Source organism: Acidovorax sp., assembly GCF_021287135.1.
GTDB lineage: Bacteria > Pseudomonadota > Gammaproteobacteria > Burkholderiales > Burkholderiaceae_C > Acidovorax.
This window is the reverse complement of the sequence record NZ_JAJTBB010000026.1, coordinates 16,691-36,591: the sequence shown is the minus strand read 5'-3', so window position 1 is coordinate 36,591 and position 19,901 is coordinate 16,691. Positions and strand designations below refer to the sequence as shown.

16 protein-coding genes are annotated in these 19,901 nt (G+C 70.2%); 6 read left to right on the top strand and 10 right to left on the bottom strand.

Annotated elements, in window-relative coordinates; translation table 11 throughout:
* The first annotated feature begins 137 nt into the window (after positions 1-137).
* The 5 genes from LWW96_RS07285 to LWW96_RS07265 all read left to right on the top strand — a co-directional run bounded on the left by LWW96_RS07285 (position 138) and on the right by LWW96_RS07265 (position 8,822).
* Positions 138-1,175 carry a ligase-associated DNA damage response exonuclease gene (locus tag LWW96_RS07285; protein WP_291485474.1) on the top strand — a complete coding sequence of 346 codons (1,038 nt, stop codon included), beginning with the start codon at positions 138-140 and terminating at the stop codon, positions 1,173-1,175.
* Positions 1,172-2,863 carry an ATP-dependent DNA ligase gene (locus tag LWW96_RS07280; RefSeq protein ID WP_291485472.1) on the top strand — a complete coding sequence of 564 codons (1,692 nt, stop codon included), beginning with the start codon at positions 1,172-1,174 and terminating at the stop codon, positions 2,861-2,863. Before LWW96_RS07285 ends, LWW96_RS07280 begins: the two co-directional genes overlap by 4 nt.
* Positions 2,860-5,619: a ligase-associated DNA damage response DEXH box helicase gene (locus LWW96_RS07275; RefSeq protein ID WP_291485470.1), complete on the top strand. Its 2,760-nt coding sequence runs from the start codon at positions 2,860-2,862 to the stop codon at positions 5,617-5,619. The genes LWW96_RS07280 and LWW96_RS07275 overlap by 4 nt, the downstream gene beginning before the upstream one ends.
* 35 nt (positions 5,620-5,654) lie before the next feature.
* A complete protein-coding gene (gene pdeM, locus LWW96_RS07270) occupies positions 5,655-6,383 on the top strand; it encodes a ligase-associated DNA damage response endonuclease PdeM (RefSeq protein ID WP_291485468.1) in 729 nt (242 codons plus the stop codon).
* 204 nt (positions 6,384-6,587) lie between these two features.
* Positions 6,588-8,822, top strand: a complete 2,235-nt coding sequence (locus LWW96_RS07265) for an NADP-dependent isocitrate dehydrogenase (protein ID WP_291485466.1) — start codon at positions 6,588-6,590, stop codon at positions 8,820-8,822.
* A 143-nt stretch (positions 8,823-8,965) separates the two neighbouring features.
* Here the strand turns inward: LWW96_RS07265 and LWW96_RS07260 are convergent, their stop codons facing one another.
* The 4 genes from LWW96_RS07260 to LWW96_RS07245 all read right to left on the bottom strand — a co-directional run bounded on the left by LWW96_RS07260 (position 8,966) and on the right by LWW96_RS07245 (position 12,515).
* On the bottom strand, positions 8,966-10,357 hold the full coding sequence (locus LWW96_RS07260) for a hypothetical protein (RefSeq protein ID WP_291485464.1): 1,392 nt from the start codon (positions 10,355-10,357) through the stop codon (positions 8,966-8,968).
* Between the two features lie 13 nt (positions 10,358-10,370).
* Positions 10,371-10,883, bottom strand: a complete 513-nt coding sequence (locus tag LWW96_RS07255; RefSeq protein WP_291485462.1) for a DUF1993 domain-containing protein — start codon at positions 10,881-10,883, stop codon at positions 10,371-10,373.
* A gap of 101 nt (positions 10,884-10,984) precedes the next feature.
* The gene (locus LWW96_RS07250; protein WP_291485460.1) at positions 10,985-11,224 is read right to left on the bottom strand and encodes a helix-hairpin-helix domain-containing protein; all 240 of its coding nucleotides are present in this window, start codon (positions 11,222-11,224) and stop codon (positions 10,985-10,987) included.
* Between the two features lie 22 nt (positions 11,225-11,246).
* Positions 11,247-12,515, bottom strand: coding sequence for an MFS transporter (locus tag LWW96_RS07245; RefSeq protein WP_291485459.1), 1,269 nt, complete (start codon positions 12,513-12,515; stop codon positions 11,247-11,249).
* Positions 12,516-12,580: 65 nt separating this feature from the next.
* Here LWW96_RS07245 and LWW96_RS07240 point away from each other — a divergent pair, with 65 nt between their 5' ends.
* Entirely contained in the window at positions 12,581-13,543 is a 963-nt protein-coding gene (locus LWW96_RS07240) for a helix-turn-helix transcriptional regulator (protein ID WP_291485458.1), read from the top strand.
* 25 nt (positions 13,544-13,568) lie between these two features.
* Here LWW96_RS07240 and LWW96_RS07235 read toward each other — a convergent pair whose 3' ends face one another.
* The 6 genes from LWW96_RS07235 to LWW96_RS07210 form a co-directional block, all read right to left on the bottom strand.
* Entirely contained in the window at positions 13,569-14,687 is a 1,119-nt protein-coding gene (locus LWW96_RS07235; RefSeq protein ID WP_291485457.1) for an alpha/beta hydrolase, read from the bottom strand.
* A gap of 144 nt (positions 14,688-14,831) precedes the next feature.
* Positions 14,832-15,794, bottom strand: coding sequence for a hypothetical protein (locus tag LWW96_RS07230; RefSeq protein WP_291485456.1), 963 nt, complete (start codon positions 15,792-15,794; stop codon positions 14,832-14,834).
* Positions 15,795-16,002: 208 nt separating this feature from the next.
* Positions 16,003-16,617, bottom strand: a complete 615-nt coding sequence (lpoB, locus tag LWW96_RS07225; RefSeq protein WP_291485455.1) for a penicillin-binding protein activator LpoB — start codon at positions 16,615-16,617, stop codon at positions 16,003-16,005.
* Positions 16,618-16,796: 179 nt separating this feature from the next.
* Positions 16,797-17,201 carry a YcfL family protein gene (locus LWW96_RS07220; RefSeq protein ID WP_291485454.1) on the bottom strand — a complete coding sequence of 135 codons (405 nt, stop codon included), beginning with the start codon at positions 17,199-17,201 and terminating at the stop codon, positions 16,797-16,799.
* A gap of 61 nt (positions 17,202-17,262) precedes the next feature.
* Positions 17,263-18,798 (bottom strand): hypothetical protein, encoded by a 1,536-nt coding sequence (locus LWW96_RS07215; protein ID WP_291485453.1) that lies wholly within the window; start codon positions 18,796-18,798, stop codon positions 17,263-17,265.
* A 339-nt stretch (positions 18,799-19,137) separates the two neighbouring features.
* Positions 19,138-19,878, bottom strand: coding sequence for a class I SAM-dependent methyltransferase (locus LWW96_RS07210; RefSeq protein WP_291485452.1), 741 nt, complete (start codon positions 19,876-19,878; stop codon positions 19,138-19,140).
* Positions 19,879-19,901 lie beyond the last annotated feature (23 nt).

Sequence of the window (19,901 nt, the reverse complement as noted above, 5' to 3'; positions counted from 1 at the left end):
ATGGCAAGGGTTTCGGCCACAACACAACCGGGGCTTTCGATGTTTGCTCTTTTATTGATAGCTGTCAGCGCTTGCCAGCAAAGCGCCGGAGCCGTTTTTTATTCATAATCCGCACGCACCGCCGGCCCCTTCACGCCATGCCCAGCGACCTGATCGTCCACCGCCCCGAAGGCCTGTACTGCCCGCCCGGGGACTTCTACATCGACCCCTGGCGGCCGGTGGAGCGGGCCGTGATCACGCACGCGCATTCCGACCACGCGCGCATGGGCTCGGCCCACTACCTGGCGCACGAGGGCAGCGCGGGCACGCTGCGCAACCGGCTGGGCGCCGGCATTGCGCTGCAGACGCTGGCGTATGGTGAAACCATCGACCACCAGGGCGTGAAGCTGTCGCTGCACCCGGCGGGGCATGTGCTGGGCTCGGCCCAGGTGCGCGTCGAGCACGGCGGCCAGGTGTGGGTGGCCTCGGGCGACTACAAGCTGGAGCGCGATGGCACCTGCCCGCCGTTCGAGCCGGTGCGCTGCCACACCTTCATCACCGAATCCACTTTCGGCCTGCCCATCTACCGCTGGCCGGCGCAGCCCGCGCTGTTTGCCGACATCAACGCCTGGTGGGCCGCCAACGCGGCGGCGGGACGGGCCAGCGTGCTGTTTGCCTACGCGTTTGGCAAGGCCCAGCGCCTGCTGCACGGGGTGGACGCCGGCATCGGGCCCATCGTCGTGCATGGCGCGGTGGAGCCGCTGAACGCCGTGTACCGCGCGGCCGGCATCGCCCTGCCGCCCACGCTGCGCGTGACGGACCCTGGCGTGACCAAAGACCTGCTGCGCCGCGCCCTGGTGATCGCCCCGCCCTCGGCCGCTGGCACGCCGTGGCTCAAGCGCTTTGGCGAGCACTCTGACGCGTTCGCCAGCGGCTGGATGCTGGTGCGCGGCGCGCGCCGCCGCCGGGGCGTGGACCGGGGCTTTGTGATGAGCGACCACGCCGACTGGCCGGGCCTGCTGCAGGCCATTGGCGCCACCGGGGCCGAGCGCGTCATCGTCACCCACGGCAGCACGGCGGTGATGGTGCGCTGGCTGTGCGAACAGGGGCTGGACGCCCAGGTGTTTGCCACCGAATATGGCTCGGACGACGACAACGAGGACGACGCGGCCGCGGCGCCCGAGGCCGCGCCATGAAGCAGTTCGCCGCCCTCTTCCAGGCGCTCGACGCCACCACCGCGCAGTCGGCCAAGCAGGCGGCGCTGGTCGCCTATCTGCGCGTGGCGCCAGCGGCCGACGCGGCCTGGGCCGTGTACTTCCTCGCGGGCGGCAAGCCGCGCCAGATGGTGCCCACCAAGCGCCTGAAGGCCCTGGCGCAGCAGGCCGCGGGCCTGCCCGAATGGTTGTTTGACGAAAGCTACGAGGCCGTGGGCGACCTGGCCGAGACCCTGGCCCTGCTGCTGCCCCCGCCCACGCAGGCGGTAGACCTGCCGCTGGCCGAGTGGATGGCGCAGCTACTGCCGCTGCGCGCCCTGCCGCCCGATGAGGCCGACGCCCGGCTGCGCGCGCAGTGGGGCATGCTGGCGGCGGAGCAGCGCTTTGTGTACTTCAAGCTCATCACCGGCAACTTCCGCGTGGGCGTGTCGCGCCTGCAGGTGACGCAGGCCCTGGCCGCTGTGAGCGGCGTGGACGCCAAGCGCATTGCGCACCGGCTGATGGGCTACACGCAGATCGGGCGGCAGCCGCAGGCCGGCGACTACGCGGCGCTGGTGGCGCCTGCCGGGGGCGCGGAGGACAGCGCGCCGGACGACAGCGCGGCCGGGCACCCCTACCCGTTTTTCCTGGCGCATCCGTTCAACCAGCCCGTGGCCGACATGCCCGCTTTGCTGGGCGCGGTGCAGGACTGGCAGGTGGAGTGGAAGTGGGACGGCATCCGCGCGCAGATCGTGCGGCGCGGCGGGGCGGCCTGGGTGTGGTCGCGCGGCGAAGAGCTGGTGACCGACCGCTTTCCCGAGCTCGCCGAGGCCGCGCTGGCGCAGTGGCCGGAGGGCACCGTCGTCGATGGCGAGATTCTGGTGTGGCTGCCTGACGAACCCGGCCCGCGCCCGTTTGCCGACCTGCAAAAGCGCCTGGGCCGCAAGACGCTGACGCCGAAGCTGCTGCGCGAGCTGCCCGTGGTGCTGGTCTGCTACGACCTGCTGGAACATGCGGGGCAGGATCTGCGCCAGACGCCCCAGCACGCGCGGCGTGCGCTGCTGGACGCGGTGCTGCAGCCCGCCCCCGCCGCCATCGCCCCCGATGACCAACGCACTCTGCGCCTGAGCCCCCTGCTGCAGGGCGCGGACTGGCCGGACCTGGCCCGCCAGCGCGAGGCCGCGCGCGCCATGGGCACCGAGGGCTTCATGCTCAAGCACCGCGACGCGCACTACGGCGTGGGCCGCACCAAGGACGTGGGCGTGTGGTGGAAGTGGAAGATCGACCCCATGAGCGTGGACGCCGTGCTGATCTACGCCCAGCGCGGCCACGGCCGCCGCGCGAGCCTGTACACCGACTACACCTTTGCCGTATGGAGCGGGCCGCCGGACGACCCGGAACGCCAGCTCGTGCCGTTTGCCAAGGCGTATTCGGGCCTGACGGACGCCGAGATCGCACAGGTGGACGCCATCATTCGCAAGACCACGCGCGAGACCTTTGGCCCTGTGCGCAGCGTGGAGGCCACGCAGGTCTTCGAGCTGGGCTTTGAAGGCATCGCGAAGAGCCCGCGCCACAAGAGCGGCATTGCGGTGCGGTTTCCGCGCATGCTGCGCTGGCGCCAGGACAAGCCCGTGGCCGAGGCGGACACGCTGCAGACCCTGGCCGCCCTGCTGCCGGACCACCCCCCATGAGCACGGCGCGCCGCCCCCGCAAGCAGGCTTCCCCCGCCCCGGCGCCCGGCGCGGCCGAGGCCTGGATGGCCGCCCGCGGCTGGCAGCCCTTTGGCTTTCAGCGCGAGGTGTGGCAGGCCCTGGGCGAGGGCCGCTCGGGCCTGCTGCATGCCACCACCGGCGCGGGCAAGACCTATGCCGTGTGGCTGGGCGCGTTGCAGCACCTGGCTGCGCCGCCGACCGCTCGGGCTGAGCCCGTCGAAGCCGGGGAGCACCAAGCGCCACCCCCGCCCGTTCGGGCTGAGCTTGTCGAAGCCGCAGCCCTGCGCGCCCACCGCGCCGCTGCCCCGCCCCTCACCGTGCTGTGGATCACCCCCATGCGCGCCCTGGCCGCCGACACGCTGCGCGCGCTGCAAGCCCCGCTGCCCGGCCTGGCGCCCCGCTGGACCAGCGGCCTGCGCACAGGCGACACCGCCAGCGGCGAGCGCGCCGCGCAGGACCGCCGCCTGCCCACGCTGCTGGTCACCACACCCGAAAGCGTGTCCCTGCTGCTGGCCCGCGCCGATGCGCGCGAGCGCCTGGCCAGCGTGCGCCTGGTGGTGGTGGACGAGTGGCATGAGCTGCTGGGCAACAAGCGCGGCGTGCAGGCGCAGCTGGCGCTGGCGCGCCTGTCGGGCTGGAACCCGGCCCTGCAGGTGTGGGGCATGTCGGCCACGCTGGGCAACCTGCAGGAAGCCTTGGCCACGCTGCTGCCCACGCCCGTGCCCGAGGCGCCCGCACGGCCGGCGCCCGCGCTGGTGCAGGGCCGCATCGACAAGCGGCTGCAGGTGCAGGTGCTGCTGCCCGCGCGCGCCGAGCGCTTTGCCTGGGCCGGCCACATGGGGCTGAGCCTGCTGCCGCAGGTGGTGCAGTCGATCGAAGCTGCGGCGTCCACCTTGGTGTTCACCAACACGCGCTCGCAGGCGGAGCGCTGGTACCAAGCGCTGCTGGAAGCGCGGCCCGACTGGGCGGGCGTGCTGGCGCTGCACCACGGCTCGCTGGGGCACGAGGTGCGCGACTGGGTGGAACAGGGGCTGAAGGCCGGGCAGCTCAAGGCCGTGGTCTGCACCTCCAGCCTGGACCTGGGCGTGGACTTCTTGCCGGTGGAGCGGGTGCTGCAGATCGGCTCAGCCAAGGGCGTGGGGCGGCTGCTGCAGCGCGCGGGCCGCTCGGGCCACGCGCCGGGGCGCAGCTCCAGCATCACGCTGGTGCCCACGCACAGCCTGGAGCTGGTGGAGGCCGCGGCCGCGCGCCACGCGCTGGCCCAGGGCCGCGTGGAAGACCGGCACACGCCGCGCGCGCCGCTGGATGTGCTGGTGCAGCACCTGGTGACGATTGCGCTGGGCGGCGGCTTTGTGCCCGATGCGCTGCGGGCCGAGGTGCGGCGCGCACCCGCCTATGCGCAACTGGCCGACAACGACTGGCAGTGGGCGCTGCAGTTCGTGCGCCAGGGCGGGGCATCGCTGGCCACCTACCCGGACTTCCACCGGGTGGTGCCCGATGAAGACGGCGTCTGGCGCGTGCCCGATGCGCGGCTGGCGCGCCGCCACCGCAGCAACATCGGCACCATCGTGAGCGACGCCAGCATGCAGGTGCAGTTTGTGAGCGGCGGGCGCCTGGGCTCGGTGGAAGAGAGCTTCATCGCGCGCCTCAGGCCCGGCGACGTGTTCATGTTCGCGGGCCGCCTGCTGGAGTTGGTGCGCACCCAGCAGATGACAGCCTATGTGCGCGTGGCCCCCAAGGGCAGCGCCGCGCTGCCGCGCTGGAATGGCGGGCGCATGCCACTGTCCAACACCCTGGCCGACGCCATGCTGGAGGTGCTGGAGCAGGCCGAGCGCGGCGTGTACGCGACGCCCGAGATGCGCCGCGCCCGGCCGCTGCTGGAGCTGCAGCACGCCTGGTCGGCCCTGCCCACGCCCGGCCGCCTGGTGGCCGAGACGCTGCACACGCGCGAGGGCTGGCACCTGTACCTGTACCCGCTGGCCGGCCGCCTGGTGCACCTGGGGCTGGCCGGGCTGCTGGCTTGGCGCGCATCGCAGCAGGTGGCCAACACGTTTTCCATTGCCGTCAACGACTACGGGCTGGAGCTGCTGTCGGCCAAGCCCATCGACTGGGCCGCGCTGCTGCCGCGCCTGATCGGCGAGGGCACGCCCACCACCGTGGGCAGCGGGCTGGAAGACGAGGTGCTTAGCAGCCTGAACGCCACCGAGATGGCACGCCGGCGCTTTCGCGAGATCGCGCGCATCGCGGGCCTGATCTTCCAGAGCCACCCGGGCGAGCAGCGCAGCAGCCGGCAGCTGCAGGCCTCGTCGTCGCTGTACTACGACGTGTTCGCGCAGTACGACCCCGACAACCTGCTGCTGGCCCAGGCCCGCGCCGAGCTGCTGGCCAACGAGCTGGACATGGAGCGCCTGGCCCGCACCCTGCGCGGCATGCAAGCAAAGGCTCTGACCGTGCATGCCATCGAGCGCCCCACCCCGTTCGCGCTGCCGCTGATGGTGGAGCGCTTTCGCGAGCGCCTGAGCACCGAGACCCTGGCCGACCGCCTGGCCCGCATGGTGCAGGCGCTGGAGCAGGCGGCGGACAAAACCACCGGCACCCACCTGGCCCCGCCAGCCGTCCAGGCTGCAGACCTGGCCTGGGATGAGCCCGACAAACCCAACCCACGGCGGCGTGCCCGGCGCGACACAGGCGAGCGCGGCCCCGTGCGGCACCCCCGCGGCCGACACGGGTTTTGAAGCCTCCAGAGTCAGCGCGCCCGACAATGCCGCCGGTGAACGCGCTCGACCACTTCTTCACCACCACGTCCCCGAAGCACACACCGCCCGCGGGCGCCTGCCCCCTCGCCCTGCCTTCCGGCACCCTGCTCTGGCTGCTGCCCCACCGCGCCGTGTGGTGGCCAAGCGCAGACACGGTGTTCGTGGCCGATGTGCACTTTGGCAAGGCGGCGGCATTTCGCCGTGCGGGCCAGCCCGTACCGCAGGGCACCACGGCCGACAACCTGGCACGGCTGGATGCGGTGCTGGCCGCCACGGACGCACAGCACCTGGTGTTTCTGGGCGACTTCCTGCACGCGCGCGGCGGTGCGCAAGAGCCGCTGTGGCAGCAGCTGCTGCCCTGGCGCCAACGCCACGCCGCCGTGCAGATGACGCTGGTGCGCGGCAACCATGACCGCCACGCCGGCGATCCACCGGCGCAGCTCGCCATGGCGCTGGCGGACGAGCCGTGGCCACCCCTGCCGGGCGCCCCGGTGCTGGCCGGCCACCACCCGCAGGCCGTGGCGGGCCACACCGTGCTGGCGGGGCACTGGCACCCGGTGGTGCGCCTGCGCGGCCGGGCGCGCGATGCGCTCAGCGCGCCCTGCTTTGGCTGGGGCGACGGGCAACTGGTGCTGCCGGCGTTCGGGGCCTTCACGGGGGCGTCGCCGGTGGCACTGCCCGGTCACTGGCAGCCGTTCGCGGTCACGCCCGGCCAGGTCGTCCGTGTGCCGGCCGGGGGCTGAACGGCACTGGCGCGCCGGGCTGCTACCACCTTTTTGGTGAAAAAAAGTCCCTCCCGCCCATGAAAATTTTGCATTATGAGATTCGATTGCAAAAATGAGGGGGCCCGACAGGCCTGAGCAAGGAGAATCACCGAGCATCCGCATTTGACCCGTTGCGCGCGCCGCCGGCGGGGCATCTACTTACTCCGTTTCGAGAGACAAGCCATGACGACCCAGCAACCATCCATCATCTACACCCTGACCGACGAGGCCCCGCGCCTCGCTACGGCCTCCTTCCTGCCCATCGTCCGCACGTTCGCGGCGCCGGCGGGCATCAGCGTGCTGGAGAGCGACATCTCGGTGGCCGCCCGCGTGCTGGGCGAGTTCCCCGACTACCTGACCGAGGAACAGCGCGTTCCCAACAACCTGGCCGACCTGGGCAAGAAGACGCTGCAGCCCGATGTGAACATCATCAAGCTGCCCAACATCTCCGCCTCCGTCTCGCAGCTCAAGGCCGCCATTGCCGAGCTGCAAGCCAAGGGCTACGCGCTGCCGGACTACCCCGACCAGCCCAAGGACGACAAGGAAAAGGAAATCAAGGCCCGCTACGGCAAGTGCATCGGCTCGGCCGTGAACCCCGTGCTGCGCGAAGGCAACTCCGACCGCCGCGCGCCCAAGGCCGTGAAGGAATACGCGCGCAAGAACCCGCACAGCATGGCCGAGTGGAGCCAGGCCTCGCGCTCGCACGTCTCGCACATGCACGCCGGCGACTTCTACCACGGCGAAAAGTCCATGACGCTGGACCGCGCCCGCGACGTGAAGATGGAGCTGATCACCAAGAGCGGCAAGACCATCATCCTGAAGCCCAAGGTCAGCCTGCTCGACCGCGAAGTGATCGACAGCATGTTCATGAGCAAGAAGGCCCTGCTGGCCTTCTACGAAAAGGAAATCGAAGACGCGCGCAAGACCGGCGTGATGTTCTCGCTGCACGTGAAGGCCACGATGATGAAGGTGTCGCACCCCATCGTGTTCGGCCACTGCGTGAAGATCTTCTACAAGGACGCGTTCGCCAAGCACGCCAAGACCTTTGAAGAGCTGGGCGTGAACGTGAACAACGGCATGGTCGACCTGTACAACAAGATCGAGGCCCTGCCGCAAAGCCAGCGCGACGAGATCAAGCGCGACCTGCACGCCTGCCACGAGAACCGCCCCGAGCTGGCCATGGTCGATTCCGCCAAGGGCATCACCAACTTCCACTCGCCCAACGACATCATCGTGGACGCCTCCATGCCCGCCATGATCCGCAACGGCGGCAAGATGTGGGACGCCAACGGCCGCCTGAAGGACGTGAAGGCCGTGATGCCCGAGTCGACCTTCGCCCGCATCTACCAGGAGATCATCAACTTCTGCAAGTGGCACGGCGCGTTCGACCCCAAGACCATGGGCACGGTGCCCAACGTGGGCCTGATGGCCCAGCAGGCCGAGGAATACGGCAGCCACGACAAGACCTTCGAGATCCCCGAAGACGGCGTGGCCAACATCACCGACCTGGCCACGGGCGAAGTGCTGCTGTCGCAAAACGTGGAAGCCGGCGACATCTGGCGCATGTGCCAGGTGAAGGACGCCGCCATCCGCGACTGGGTGAAGCTGGCCGTGAACCGCGCCCGCAACTCCGGCATGCCCGTGGTGTTCTGGCTCGACTCGTACCGCCCGCACGAAGCGCAGCTGATCACCAAGGTCAAGATGTACCTGCACGAGCACAACACCACCGGCCTGGACATCCAGATCATGAGCCAGGTGCGTGCCATGCGCTACACGCTGGAGCGCGTGATCCGCGGCCTGGACACCATCAGCGCCACCGGCAACATCCTGCGCGACTACCTGACCGACCTGTTCCCCATCATGGAGCTGGGCACCTCGGCCAAGATGCTGTCCATCGTGCCGCTGATGGCCGGCGGCGGCATGTACGAAACGGGTGCCGGCGGCTCTGCGCCCAAGCACGTGCAGCAGCTGGTGGAGGAAAACCACCTGCGCTGGGACAGCCTGGGCGAGTTCCTGGCGCTGGCCGTGTCGCTGGAAGACCTGGGCCTGAAGAACAACAACCCCCGCGCCAAGCTGCTGGCCAAGACGCTGGACGCCGCCACGGGCAAGCTCCTGGACAACAACAAGAACCCCAGCCCCAAGACCGGCCAGCTGGACAACCGCGGCAGCCAGTTCTACCTGGCCATGTACTGGGCCCAGGAGCTGGCAGCGCAGACCGAGGATGCCGAACTGGCCGCCAAGTTCGCACCCCTGGCCAAGCAGCTGACCGAGAACGAGCAGAAGATCGTCGACGAGCTGAACGCCGTGCAAGGCCATGCAGCCGACATCGGCGGCTACTACATGCCCGACCTGGCCAAGCTGGATGCCGTGATGCGCCCCAGCAAGACGCTGAACGCCGCCCTGGAAACGGTGAAGTAACCTCGCCGCTCGGCGGATTCAAGCCAAATCAGGCTCCAGCGCTTACCCAGTAAGCGCTGGCAGCTACCAAAATAGTAGCATCAGAACACAAAGGCCCCGCTTTCGAGCGGGGCCTTTGTGCTTTGGGGGTGCGCCGCAGACGCTTACGGGCGCGTGCGCTCCACAACCCGGCTTTCCAGGGGCGCGGGCACATACGCGGGCACAAAGGCGCAGCCCTTGCCGAACGTGGCCTCGAACGCCGGGCATGCACGGGCAATGCCCTCGGGCGTGGGCTTTTCGCCCGCCTCCACCCAGCGCAGCAGCGCAGCCATCAGCGTGGGGTAGGTCGGGTCGCTCAGGTAGCTGTGCGTGGCGTGCCGGGTGAAGGTCTGCACCAGGCGCGCTGCGCTGCCGCCGCGCTCCATGGTCTGCTTGAAGGCCGCATCCAGCTCGACAAAGGCCGTGGGGTCGTCCACCCCCTTCACGGTGAGCACGGGCACGGGGATGCGGCCCGTGGGATCGGTGTCCTCGGCAAAGCGCGCCACGGCCGCAGGGTCGGCGCGGTAGCGCAGCACGCCGGCGTTCAGCGCCGCGTCGTCGGGCGAGCCGCGGTATTGCGCGCCCATGTTGCCAAACGGGCTGGCGCCCCCCGTGCGGTGCTGCACCACGTCGCGGAAGTGGAAGGTGGCCCAGTTCAGGTGGCTCTGGAGGGAGCTGGCCGGGATGCGGATCACGTCCACGATGGTTTGGACCTTGCGCTGCTGCTCCGGCGTGCGCTCGGCCGCGGGCTGGTTCAGCGCCAGGCATTCGTTCACGCGCGCGGCGAGGTCCGCCGGGGTCATCGCCGCATCGGCAGGCAGGCCGATGTTCAGCGGGTACTGCGCCTCGTCGGGCCGGGGATGGTTGTGGCACAGGGACTGGTAGACCACTCGCAGGTCGGTGCGGAAGTCGTACGAGCGCGTGCCGCCCGCCAGCACGCCGCTGGTGAGCAGCACGGCGTCGTAGGGGCGCCTGCCGTCAGCGGTGGTGGTGAACATCTCGGCCCCCTTGGCCGCCACGCTGGCGCCCCACGACTGGCCGTGCAGGATGGTGCGCTGGGGCTGGCCCACATGGCGCACGAAGATCTGGCGCAGGCGCTCGGTGTCCTCGGCCGCAGCGCGCACCGCCACGCCGCCCTGGCGGAAGGTGCTGCCCGCCCAGGCATAGCCCGCACGGACCATGATGGACCAGCGCTCCAGGTCTTCCACCGACCGTTCCCTCTTGGGCGCGCCCAATGCCGGGCCGCCGTGGGCGTGCAACACCAGGTGGCCGTTCCATGAGTTCGGCAGGGCGATCAGGTAGTAGGCGCCCGCGGAGTCCTGGCCCGACAGGCAGCGCGCGATGGGCGCCAGGTCCTGGGGACAGGCGGTGGCTGCGGGCGCGGCCTCGGCACCAGCGGCCGCCTGCGGAAGGGCTGCCGGCGACAGCGGGCGCACGGGCGCGCAGGCGCCCACCAGGGAGGCCAGCCCGGCAAAGGCCAACCGTGCGATCAAGACCGAGGGAGTGCGGGGGGCCACGGCAGTCCCAGCCTCAGAACTGGCCCATGTAATCGCGCTTGCCCAGCTCCACACCGTTGTGGCGGGCCAGGGCATAGGCGGTGGTCACATGGAAGAAAAACTGCGGCAGGCCGTAGTGCAGCAGGTATTGCTCTCCCACGAACTGCCGTTCGCGCGGCGTGCCGGGCTGGACGGTGATCTGGCGCGTGGCCGCGTCGGCAAACGCCTCCTGCGGCAGGCCGTCGATAAACGCCAGCACGGTCTCGATGCGCTCGCGCAGGTCGGCAAAACCGGGGCGCTCAGGGTCGGGAAACGACGGCACCGCCACGCCCGCCAGGCGTGCTGCCACCCCCTTCGCAAAATCACAGGCGATCAGCACCTGCCGGGCCATGGGGAACATGTCGGGGAAGAGCCGGTCCTGCAGCAGGGCGTCCGGCTCGATCTTGCGGGCCGTGGCGTGGGCTTCGGTCTTGGCCAGGATGTCTTTGAGCGAACCGAGCATCTGGCGGAACACGGGAACACTGGCGTTGTACAGCGGCGAAGTCATGGAGGGGATTCCTGAAAGGATGTGAAGCAACGGCCGGGGCACCGGATGCCCCGCGCCGGGCCGCATTGCAACACACGACGGCCCGGCGTGCAGCCCGAAGGTCAAGCCGCCCGCGACTGGGCCAGTGCAATGGCCGCCTGGATGGCAGCACGGGCCTGGGGACTGTTCTTCCAGCAGGTGGAGCCCACCATGGCCGAGGCCGTGGAAACAATGTCCAGGGCATTGGCCTTGCCCAGATGCGCCAGCGATTCAAAGCCCATCTGCTCCAGCCGGGCAACCACCGTGGGGCCCACGCCCTTCACACCGAGCAAGGCGCGGCGTTCTTCGAGGGGAAATGGCATGGCCCGAGGATACCCGGCGCCCTCAGGCCGCCGCCGCCAGGGGCCGCGCAGCCCGCGCCGCCACGCCCACGCCCACGAGCGCCGCCGACACCACGCTCAGCGCCAGGGTCACGGCCGAGCCATAGAAGATGCCCGCCGTCATGCCGTGGTCCAGCATGGCGCCGAACACCGGCGCCGCCAGGCAAAAGCCCAGGTCCAGGCCCGAGTACACCGTGCCATACACGCGGCCCGTGGCCCCGGGGGGCGCGGCGCGCTTGATGAGCATGTCGCGCGAGGGGCCGGCCAGACCTGTGCCCAACCCGGCCACCGAGGCCACGACCAGCGCCGCCATGCCCGGCAGCAGCCCCGAAGCCACCACCACCAGCAGGGCGGCCGAGCCCAGCAGGCACACCGAGATGATCTTCTCCAGCCGCTGCACGCGCCCCACCAGGAAGCCGCCCACCAGCATGCCCGCCGCGCCGCACAGCATGTAGCCGGTGACCACCATGGCCGTCACGCTCAGCGGCAGGCCGTACATGCTCTTGAGCGCGGGGCTGGCAAAGCTCTGGATGGCGCTCAATGCGCAGGTGCTCCAGAAGAAGAACGAGAAGCACAGCCACACCGAGGGCAGCTTGAGGAAGGCCATGGGGTGTTCGGGCTTGGCAGCCCCTGCCCCGCCCTTGGCCTGGTGCGCCCAGGCGCCCTGGCGGTCGTCGAGAGCGTCGCGGTTCCACACCATGATGGCCAGCACCGTGAGGGCCAGCAGGCCGCCGCACAGGCAGGCCGTGCGCCACGAGCCCGTGGCCGTGGCAATGCCGGCCATGAAGACGGGCGCCGTGGCCCAGCCGAGGTTGCCGCTGATGCCGTGCACCGAGAAGCCGTGGCCCAGCCGCTGCGGCGACACCCGCTTGTTCAGGATGGTGAAGTCCACCGGGTGAAACGGCGCGTTGCCCAGGCCCGCCAGCGCAGCGGCCACCAGCAGCCCGGTGTAGCCCTGCGCGGTGCCCGCCACGAGGCCGGCGGCCGCGAAACTCGACAGCGCAAAGAACATCACCGGCCGGGCACCCACCCGGTCCACCAGAAAACCCGACAGCGCCTGGCCCACGCCCGAGATGACGAAAAACACGGAGACCAGGAGCCCCAGCTCGGAATAGCTGAAACCGAATTCGCCGATCAGCCAGGGGAACAGCGGCGGCAGCAGCATGTGGAAGAAGTGGGAGCTGCCGTGGGCCAGGCCGATCAGTCCGATCGTGCGGGCATCCTGGCGCAGGGGCACCGGGGCGGAGGCGTGGGGGGCGGAAGGCTGGGTCATGGACTTGATCTTAGGCAGGCCGACCGCGGCAGGTTTACGATAGACGGACAACTTCTGTCGCAAACATGCCAACACCCGCCTTACGGCCCCCGCACCCCGCCGCCGCCGTGCTGCCCCGGGAACGGCGGGGGATCGCCTATGTGGACTCGCTCACGCCCGAGCTGTTCGTGCCCACCAGCGCGCGCCCCGTGCGCGCCAAGCTGCGCTGGCTGGCCGCCGACACGCAGGTGATGCCGCACAGCCACCCCTGGGCCCAGGTGGCGATCTCGACCACCGGCGTGATCCGCCTGACAGTAAGCCACGGCACCTACATCGTGCCGCCCTCGCGGGCGCTGTGGATCCCGCCCGGTGTGCGGCACGCCGTGACCATGGTGGAGGACGCGGACTTGCGCACGCTGTACTTCCACCAGCCACGCGGCCGGTGCGGGCCGGGCGCACTGGGCGCCGAAGGTGCGCCAGGCCGTGGCCGGCCGCACGATGCCGCGCCGGACACGGGCCTACCCGACTGGCGCCAGTGCCGCGTGCTGGAGGTGTCGGACCTGCTGCGGGCCCTGGTGCGCGAGATGCCCACCACCCCCGACGGCGGCCCCGCACCGACGCCGGCCGAGCGGCTGCGCGAGCAGCACCTGAGCGCCCTCATCCAGGACGAACTGGCCCGCGCCGCCGCCGTGAAGCTGGGCGTGGACCTGCCGCAGGACAAGCGCCTGCTGCACCTGTGCGAAGCCGTGCTGGCCGACCCCACGCGCCACGAGACCCTCGCCGACTGGGCGCAGGACACCGGCGCCAGCCCGCGCACCGTGGCAAGGCTGTTTCGTGCGGAGCTGGGCAGCACCTTCACCCAGTGGCGCCAGCAGGTGATCCTGGCCAAGGCCGTGGCGCTGGCCGCCGGCCGCATGCCCATGGGCCAGATTGCTGCAGAGCTGGGCTACAGCCCGAGCGCATTCAGCGCGATGGTGCGCCGCACGGTGGGCCTGCCGCCGGGGCGGTTCTTCGGCCAGCAGGCGGGCGCTGCGGAATCCGTGGCCTGATCCGGGCCGCCGCCCGTCACATCCGTCAGGGCTGCAGCAGCAGCGGCCCGCACAGCCCCCCCGACGGGGTGCGGGCCCATTGCTCGACCCAGGACCACACCAACTGCACCGCATCCATGCCTTCCGCGCGGCGCTGCAGGCCGTGGTCGGCTCCGTCCAGGCGGCGGCCGCAGTACGGCACCGCCCGCACGGCGGCCAGGCGCGCAAAGCGCTCGTACGCCGCAGCGGGTACCAGGGCATCGTCGCTGCCCCACACCTGCAGGAGCGGCCAGGGGCTTTGCACCAGCGGCAGGGTCAGGGGCCAGTTCCACAGATCGCGCCAATACCCCAGGCTGCGGCCCTGCAGCACGGCGCTGTCGGCCCGCCCGCCCGCCTGGGCTTCGCCCAGGGCCTGCCAGTCGGCCTGTGCCTCCAGGCGTTGCGCCTGCAGGGCTCCGGCCTCCTGGGGGTCCAGGCCACTGGAGGACAGCACCACCAGGCCCGCCAGCTGCGGCACCTCGGGCGCCAGCGCCGGCAGCAGCTCGGCGCCTTCGGAGATTCCTACCAGCAGCTGGGGCAGCTCGGGGGCGCCCGCCTGGGCACGCTCCCGTGCATCGGCCTGCAGGGCCGCCCGGGCATGCGCAAGCCAGGTGGACAAGCGGTCCTGCTGCACGAAGTCGCGGCCACAGTCGCCCGGTGCGGTGCGCGCCTGCGGGTCCACGCCCGGCTTGTGCAGCACCAGCACTTGCGCATGCAGCAGGCCGGCGAAATAGCGGTCGGCAATGCTGCCCATCCCGGCGCAACCCGAGCCGGGGATGACGATGACCCGGTAGCGCCGCGGCGCCGTACGCGCATCGCGCACCAGGGCTTGCAGCGTGGCGCCGCCCACCCCGGGAAGCGGGTGGCGGACGAAGACGGGTTCGGAAGGGCTAGGGGCCGGCGCCGCAGGCGCCTGGGCGGGCGCAGAAGAGGCTCCGGGAGAGGCCCCGGTGGAAGCCCCCGAAGAGGCCTCCTTGCCGTACACATCCGCCAGCGATTCGGAGGCCGCAGCCGCATAGAACGGCGGCGGCGCGGCGCACCCGCCCAGGGCCAGAACGGCCGCCAGCGAGACGGCAAGGGCCAGCGGCGCGCGGCCCGGACACCGCAGCCGGGCTGCGGCACCCACAAGAAGGTTTTTGAGATTACGCACCCCTGAAGTCTGGCACGACTGCGCAAGCCCCGGGGCCGGGGGCTGCAACGCAGGGCGCTGGCAGGCCGGCGAACCTCACCGGAAACCCGCCAGCCCCTTCAGGGGCGCGCTGCCCGCCCGTTACTTCAGGATGATGACCTGCTCCGGCTGCTGGGGCACCGGCACGGGCATGGGCTGGCCGCCCTGGGGGTACATGGGCGCCGGGCGCACGCCGCGGGCCAGGTTCGGGTCGGAGTAGCCCAGCTGCATGGCGAGCTGCTGGTACACGTCCTGCGCCAGCGACAGCGAGGTCTCGCGCATCACCTTGGCACGGTTGGGCGGCGCGATGTCGCCGCGGTTGGACAGGATCTTGGTGTCGTTGCCCTCGCCCTGGGCGGAGAACGCGGCCTTGATCTCGTACGTCTTGGTGTTGATGAGCGAGAAGTCCGCCAGCAGCTGCAGGCCGTACTGGCGCGTGGCGCTGGTGGTGCCTTGCAGGGGGGAAAGCGCGTCGGTGAACTCGATGCTCGACACCACGCCGAAGAGCACGTAGTCGGCGCCGTTGAACTCGCCCTTCTTGATGCGGGCGATCACGTCGTTGACCTGGGGCTGCACCTGCGGCGTGGCCATCTTGCCGCCCTGCACCTGGTTGAGCACCTGCTCCGCCTTGCTGGGCTGGGGCTTGCCGGCGTCAAAACCCTTGCCCTGCACCAGCTTGAAATAGGTGCCCTGCAGGATGGCGCCCTTGATGTCGTTGGTGTAGCCGCCCAGCTCGCGCTGCTCGATGTAGCTGTAGCGCCCGGCCACATAGGTGCCGCTGGCCTGCTCGGACGCCTGCATGGACTGCTGGCCCGAGTACGAGCCACCGCCGCCGTACATGCCGTGGCTGTAGCCGCCGCCCTGGCTGCCCTGCGCGCTCATCTGGCTGCTGCGCTGGTAGGTGCCGGCCACGAAGTATTCGGACACGCGCTGGGCGTAGGCCAGGTCGGTCACGGCGATCTTGGGCGCCGCGCCCGGCTGCTGCGCCTGCGCGCCCGCGCCCCAGGCCAGCGTGGTGGCCGCGATCACGGCCAGGGCCGTGTGCAAGGTGGTTCTGCGTTGCATGTGATGCTCCTTGTGAGCTAACAGGAATTCATGGATTTATCGAGGGATGCGAGCAATAGCACCGACATCCTTCGAAACTGGCGCGGCCCAGACCAGCGGCCGCCGCGCAAGGGCCGCCCCGCAGCGCTGGCGGCGTCCCCCTTCCCGAACTGCGCAGCAGTTCGAGAGAAGGGGGAAGGCGCGCAGCGCCTCAGGGGGATGTCCTGCTTCAGCGCTTACTCGTTTTGCGGATTTCCTTTTCGTCCTGCCACTCGATCGTGCCTTCCTGCACATCAAACAGCTTCAGCGTGAACTTGTAGTACACGTCCTTGGTCGTGTTGTTCTGCTTGACGATGCTGGTCAGCTCGCCCTCCATGCTGTACTTGGCCGCGGTCATCTGGCCGACCTTGGCGGTGGTGCCCTGCTTGTACAGGCCGCTCTGGTTTTGGCGCTGCAGCTCGTCCACGCCGGCCTGCATCTCGTTGATGGAACGCACGAAGCGCACCTTGCCCGACTTGACCAGCGCGGTCTGGATGGAGTTCATCACGTTGGTGGTGTCGATGTACTCGCTGGTCTTGTTCTTCACCGTGGAGATCGTCACCGTGGGACGGCCCTGGAAGATGCCGGTTTCGAGCAGGCCGCCGGTCATCTTCTCGGCAATCATCTGCAGGTCGGTGGAGCCGAATTCGTTGGTGACCAGCTCGACGGCCTTGGCGTCGCCGTAGTTGACCTGGCGGTCGAAACGCACGGTGGGCGAGGACAGGTTCTGGCAGGCCGACAGGGCCAGGGTGCTGGCGGCAAAGGCCAGGATGAGCGCAGTGCGCTGGATGGGATTTTGGGTCATGGTTTGGTGTTCCTTAGTAAGACATAGCAGTTCACACTGCAGCTAACGGTTGAAACCGGCGCGACGCAGGCGCGGGCAGCCGGGCAAGGGCCGCCCCGCCGCCCTGGCTGCGTCCCCCTCCCACGCGCAGCGTGAGAGAGGGGGAAGGCGCGAAGCGACTCAGGGGGTGCTTCATGTCTTCAGCGCGGCTCCACATTCATTTCAAGGCGCAGATCCACGGCAGCGTTCGTCGGCGCCACGCTCTTCACGGTCTGCTGCCCCAGGCCCAGCACGGTCATCTGTTTCCACGATTCGCCGTCGCCCACCTGGTTGCCCACGTTGTCCAGCCACTTGAAGCGGTAGAACACGGTGCGGTCGGTGCGGCCCATGTTGGCCATGTCGGCCTGCACGACCAGGATGTCGTTCTTGCGCACGATGCGCATCTCGCGCACGGCGATGCTGTTGGCCTCGCCGCGCAGGGCGATCTTGGAGGCCACGGCCAGCGGGGTGGCAGGGTCATGCAGCTGGGCCTGGGCAGGGCCGGCCAGGGTCATCATCAAGGCTGCGCACAGAGCGGCAGCGGGTACAGCAAGGCGGGTTCTCATGCCTGGGGCTCCTTGGAAGGGGGACAACAATCGGTGGGGGTTCGTCACAGCGCAATCGCGCTCAGTTCTTGGCGGCCGGCGCAGTGGACGTGGACTTGACCGCGCCCTTGGGCGCCGAACGCGTGCGGGTGGTGGTGGTGGTCGTCGTGCGCACGGTCGTGGTGGTCTCCGCGGCGGCAGGCTGCGGGGCGGCCGCCACGGTGGGCAGCTGGCCCAGCATGGCCACGTCGCCGGTCAGCACGCTGTTGTCGTACATGCGCAGGGGCACCAGGGCGTACTGGCCGTCGATCTTGATGGGCTGGGGCAACTGGCGGCCGTTCACGCTCACCACATGTTCGCCGGGCGGCAGGTAGCCGCGGGCCACGTACACGCGGCCGGGCAGCATGCGCCACATGCGGTCGTCGGCCCCTTCGGTGGCCACCGAGGCGGCCGCACCGATGATGCCGCCGATCAGGCCGCCGCGCTTTTGCAGCTCGTTCTGCAGCACGCCCTTGGCCACGGCGCGGGTGAAGCCGCGCAGCACCATGCCCGGCATTTCGTCCTTGAGCGCGCGGCGGGCCATCACGTTCACGTCCACCACCTTTTCCAGCTTGAGGTCCGTGCCGGCGGCAGAGATCACCGTGAGGGGAGCGTCCTTGGACGGCTCGATCACCGGATAGGAAATGCTGGCCGTGACCAGGCCGCGGCCCGTGGGCACGGGCACGGTGAAGGCCTTGGGCTTGCGCGCCGGGGCGTCGCCCGCCTCGACCAGGAAGAGCACGTCGGTCATGCGCTGGCGGCGCTTCCAGGTGAAGCCGGTGCGCTGGTCCAGGCCGCGCAGGCCTTCTTCCAGGATGGGGGTGTCGGGCTTGAGCTCGATGGCCTTGCGGTAGCCGGGCGCCGCCAGGCCGGGCTCATTGAGCATTTCATACAGGAAGCCGGCGAGGTAGTGGCTGAGGGCGTTGGAGTAGCCGTTCTTGAGGGCCAGCACCTCGGGGTCGTTGAGCGTTTCCACCGGGTAGCCGTTGAGCTCCTTGCCGCCCGAGGTGGCGCCCTTGGACTTGGCCTCTTCTTCGGCCGCCAGGGTTTCCTTGGCGCGGAACTCGGCAATGATGGCCTCGCGCTCGTGCGTGCGCTTGATGTCCACGCGGGCGTTCTCGAAGTCACCCACGGCCATGCGGTTCAGGGCCAGGCGCGTGGTCAGCCACACCTTTTCGTAGTCCTGGCCTTCATAGACCTTCAGCCGCTCGCTAACGATGGCTGCGCCCACGGTGCCCATCAGCTTGGCTGGATTGGTCTTGGCGGTTTCCTCCCATTCCTTGACCTTGTTGTCGGCCAGCAGGAAGGCGTTGGTGCTGTCGGGGTAGCGGCGGTCCATGCGCAGCAGCTCGCCACGTTCCATGTTGTAGAGCAGCGCGGTCTTTTCCTCTTCCGTCTTGGCCGTGCTCTCCAGGCTGGCCAGCGCGGCCGGAATGCCGCCCGAGCGGCCGGCCGACTGCATGTCGGTGGCCAGCTTGTCGTGGCTCTGCATGGTGGCGCAGCCGGTCAGGGCGGCGCTCAGGGCCAGTGCCCAGACGAGGCGCGGGCGGAAACGGGGCGGGAAGGCGGTGGTCGTCATCAATGCTCCTTGCAAATCGGTCGGCGGCTTCACGCCAGAACACCCGAACACCGTCCCCCCGCGGGCCCGCACGGCCTTGCCGGCGCAGCGCTCAGGGCGGCGCACCCGCAGGATGGGCAGGAACTGGAAAAAGGAATGCCTCGGGCCACGGGGGCGTCGCCAGCCGGTGCGCCCCCTCCCGGCGCATGCGCGTGCTGCGTACAGCCCCTCTTCTGGCTGTGAGTTTTTAGGTAATTTTGTGTGGACTTGTAGCCCGGCGCGCAATGTAGCAAATGCTTGTATCTTTTGTGTAACCGCCAGGCGCGGCAACGGCCCTTGCAGCCCCCAGGTTGCGGCATGTCAATCCCCGGTGCCGGTGCGGCGGTCCAGCGGCAGGCGGTACAGCCAGACCACGCGCCCGCCCGGCACGCCGCACCGGGCACTGGGCACCACGCCGGGCACCGCGAACTCCAGGCTGGCCAGCCAGGCGCCCGGCGCCAGTTCCGCCTGCGCCTTGGCCAGGGCCCGCTCCATGCTCTCGGGCCGCTGGAACAGGTAGACCATCTGGAAGGGCCGCCAGTCGGCTGCCCACATGTCGCCCTGCCGCACCTGCGCCCACGGGCAGCGCAGCGCGCACAGCAGCCGCAGCGGCCAGCTCCATTCCACGCCTTCCAGCGCCGCCTGCGGGTACGCCCGGCGCAGCGCCTTGAGCCCATCGCCCAGGCCGCAGCCAGCGTCCAGCACCCGCGCACCGGCCGGCAGCGGCGCGTGCGCAGGCAATGCCTGCAACGCGCCCGGGGGCGTGGGGAACAGGGGCGCATCGCGCCAGGCATTGAGGGGGTACACGCACAGCAGCAGCGCCAGGGGCACCAGCCACGCCCAGTGCGGCAGGCTGGCACCGCCCAGCAGCGCCAGCGAGAGCGGAAACCCCGCCGCAATCAGGCCGCGGCGCCACCAGGTGGACCCGAGGACGCTGGCGGCCGTGCCCAGCAGGCAGGCCACCACCAGGGCCGCGGCCGGCGGCACGGCGGCCCGCTGCAGGGCCGCGAAGACAAGCCACGCGCCCGCCCACGCGGCGAGCGCGGGCAACGGCCAGGGCATGCGCAGCGACGACACCCTGCAGC

Excerpts from the sequence above, each read along its gene's own strand:
- LWW96_RS07245 (WP_291485459.1), bottom strand. The coding sequence starts at position 12,515 with ATGACCCAGCCTTCCGCCCCCCACGCCTCCGCCCCGGTGCCCCTGCGC.
- LWW96_RS07265 (WP_291485466.1), top strand. The coding sequence starts at position 6,588 with ATGACGACCCAGCAACCATCCATCATCTACACCCTGACCGACGAGGCC.
- LWW96_RS07250 (WP_291485460.1), bottom strand. The coding sequence starts at position 11,224 with ATGCCATTTCCCCTCGAAGAACGCCGCGCCTTGCTCGGTGTGAAGGGC.
- LWW96_RS07240 (WP_291485458.1), top strand. The coding sequence starts at position 12,581 with ATGCCAACACCCGCCTTACGGCCCCCGCACCCCGCCGCCGCCGTGCTG.
- LWW96_RS07275 (WP_291485470.1), top strand. The coding sequence starts at position 2,860 with ATGAGCACGGCGCGCCGCCCCCGCAAGCAGGCTTCCCCCGCCCCGGCG.
- LWW96_RS07215 (WP_291485453.1), bottom strand. The coding sequence starts at position 18,798 with ATGACGACCACCGCCTTCCCGCCCCGTTTCCGCCCGCGCCTCGTCTGG.
- LWW96_RS07285 (WP_291485474.1), top strand. The coding sequence starts at position 138 with ATGCCCAGCGACCTGATCGTCCACCGCCCCGAAGGCCTGTACTGCCCG.
- lpoB (WP_291485455.1), bottom strand. The coding sequence starts at position 16,617 with ATGACCCAAAATCCCATCCAGCGCACTGCGCTCATCCTGGCCTTTGCC.
- LWW96_RS07280 (WP_291485472.1), top strand. The coding sequence starts at position 1,172 with ATGAAGCAGTTCGCCGCCCTCTTCCAGGCGCTCGACGCCACCACCGCG.
- LWW96_RS07230 (WP_291485456.1), bottom strand. The coding sequence starts at position 15,794 with ATGCAACGCAGAACCACCTTGCACACGGCCCTGGCCGTGATCGCGGCC.
- LWW96_RS07255 (WP_291485462.1), bottom strand. The coding sequence starts at position 10,883 with ATGACTTCGCCGCTGTACAACGCCAGTGTTCCCGTGTTCCGCCAGATG.
- LWW96_RS07220 (WP_291485454.1), bottom strand. The coding sequence starts at position 17,201 with ATGAGAACCCGCCTTGCTGTACCCGCTGCCGCTCTGTGCGCAGCCTTG.
- LWW96_RS07210 (WP_291485452.1), bottom strand. The coding sequence starts at position 19,878 with ATGCCCTGGCCGTTGCCCGCGCTCGCCGCGTGGGCGGGCGCGTGGCTT.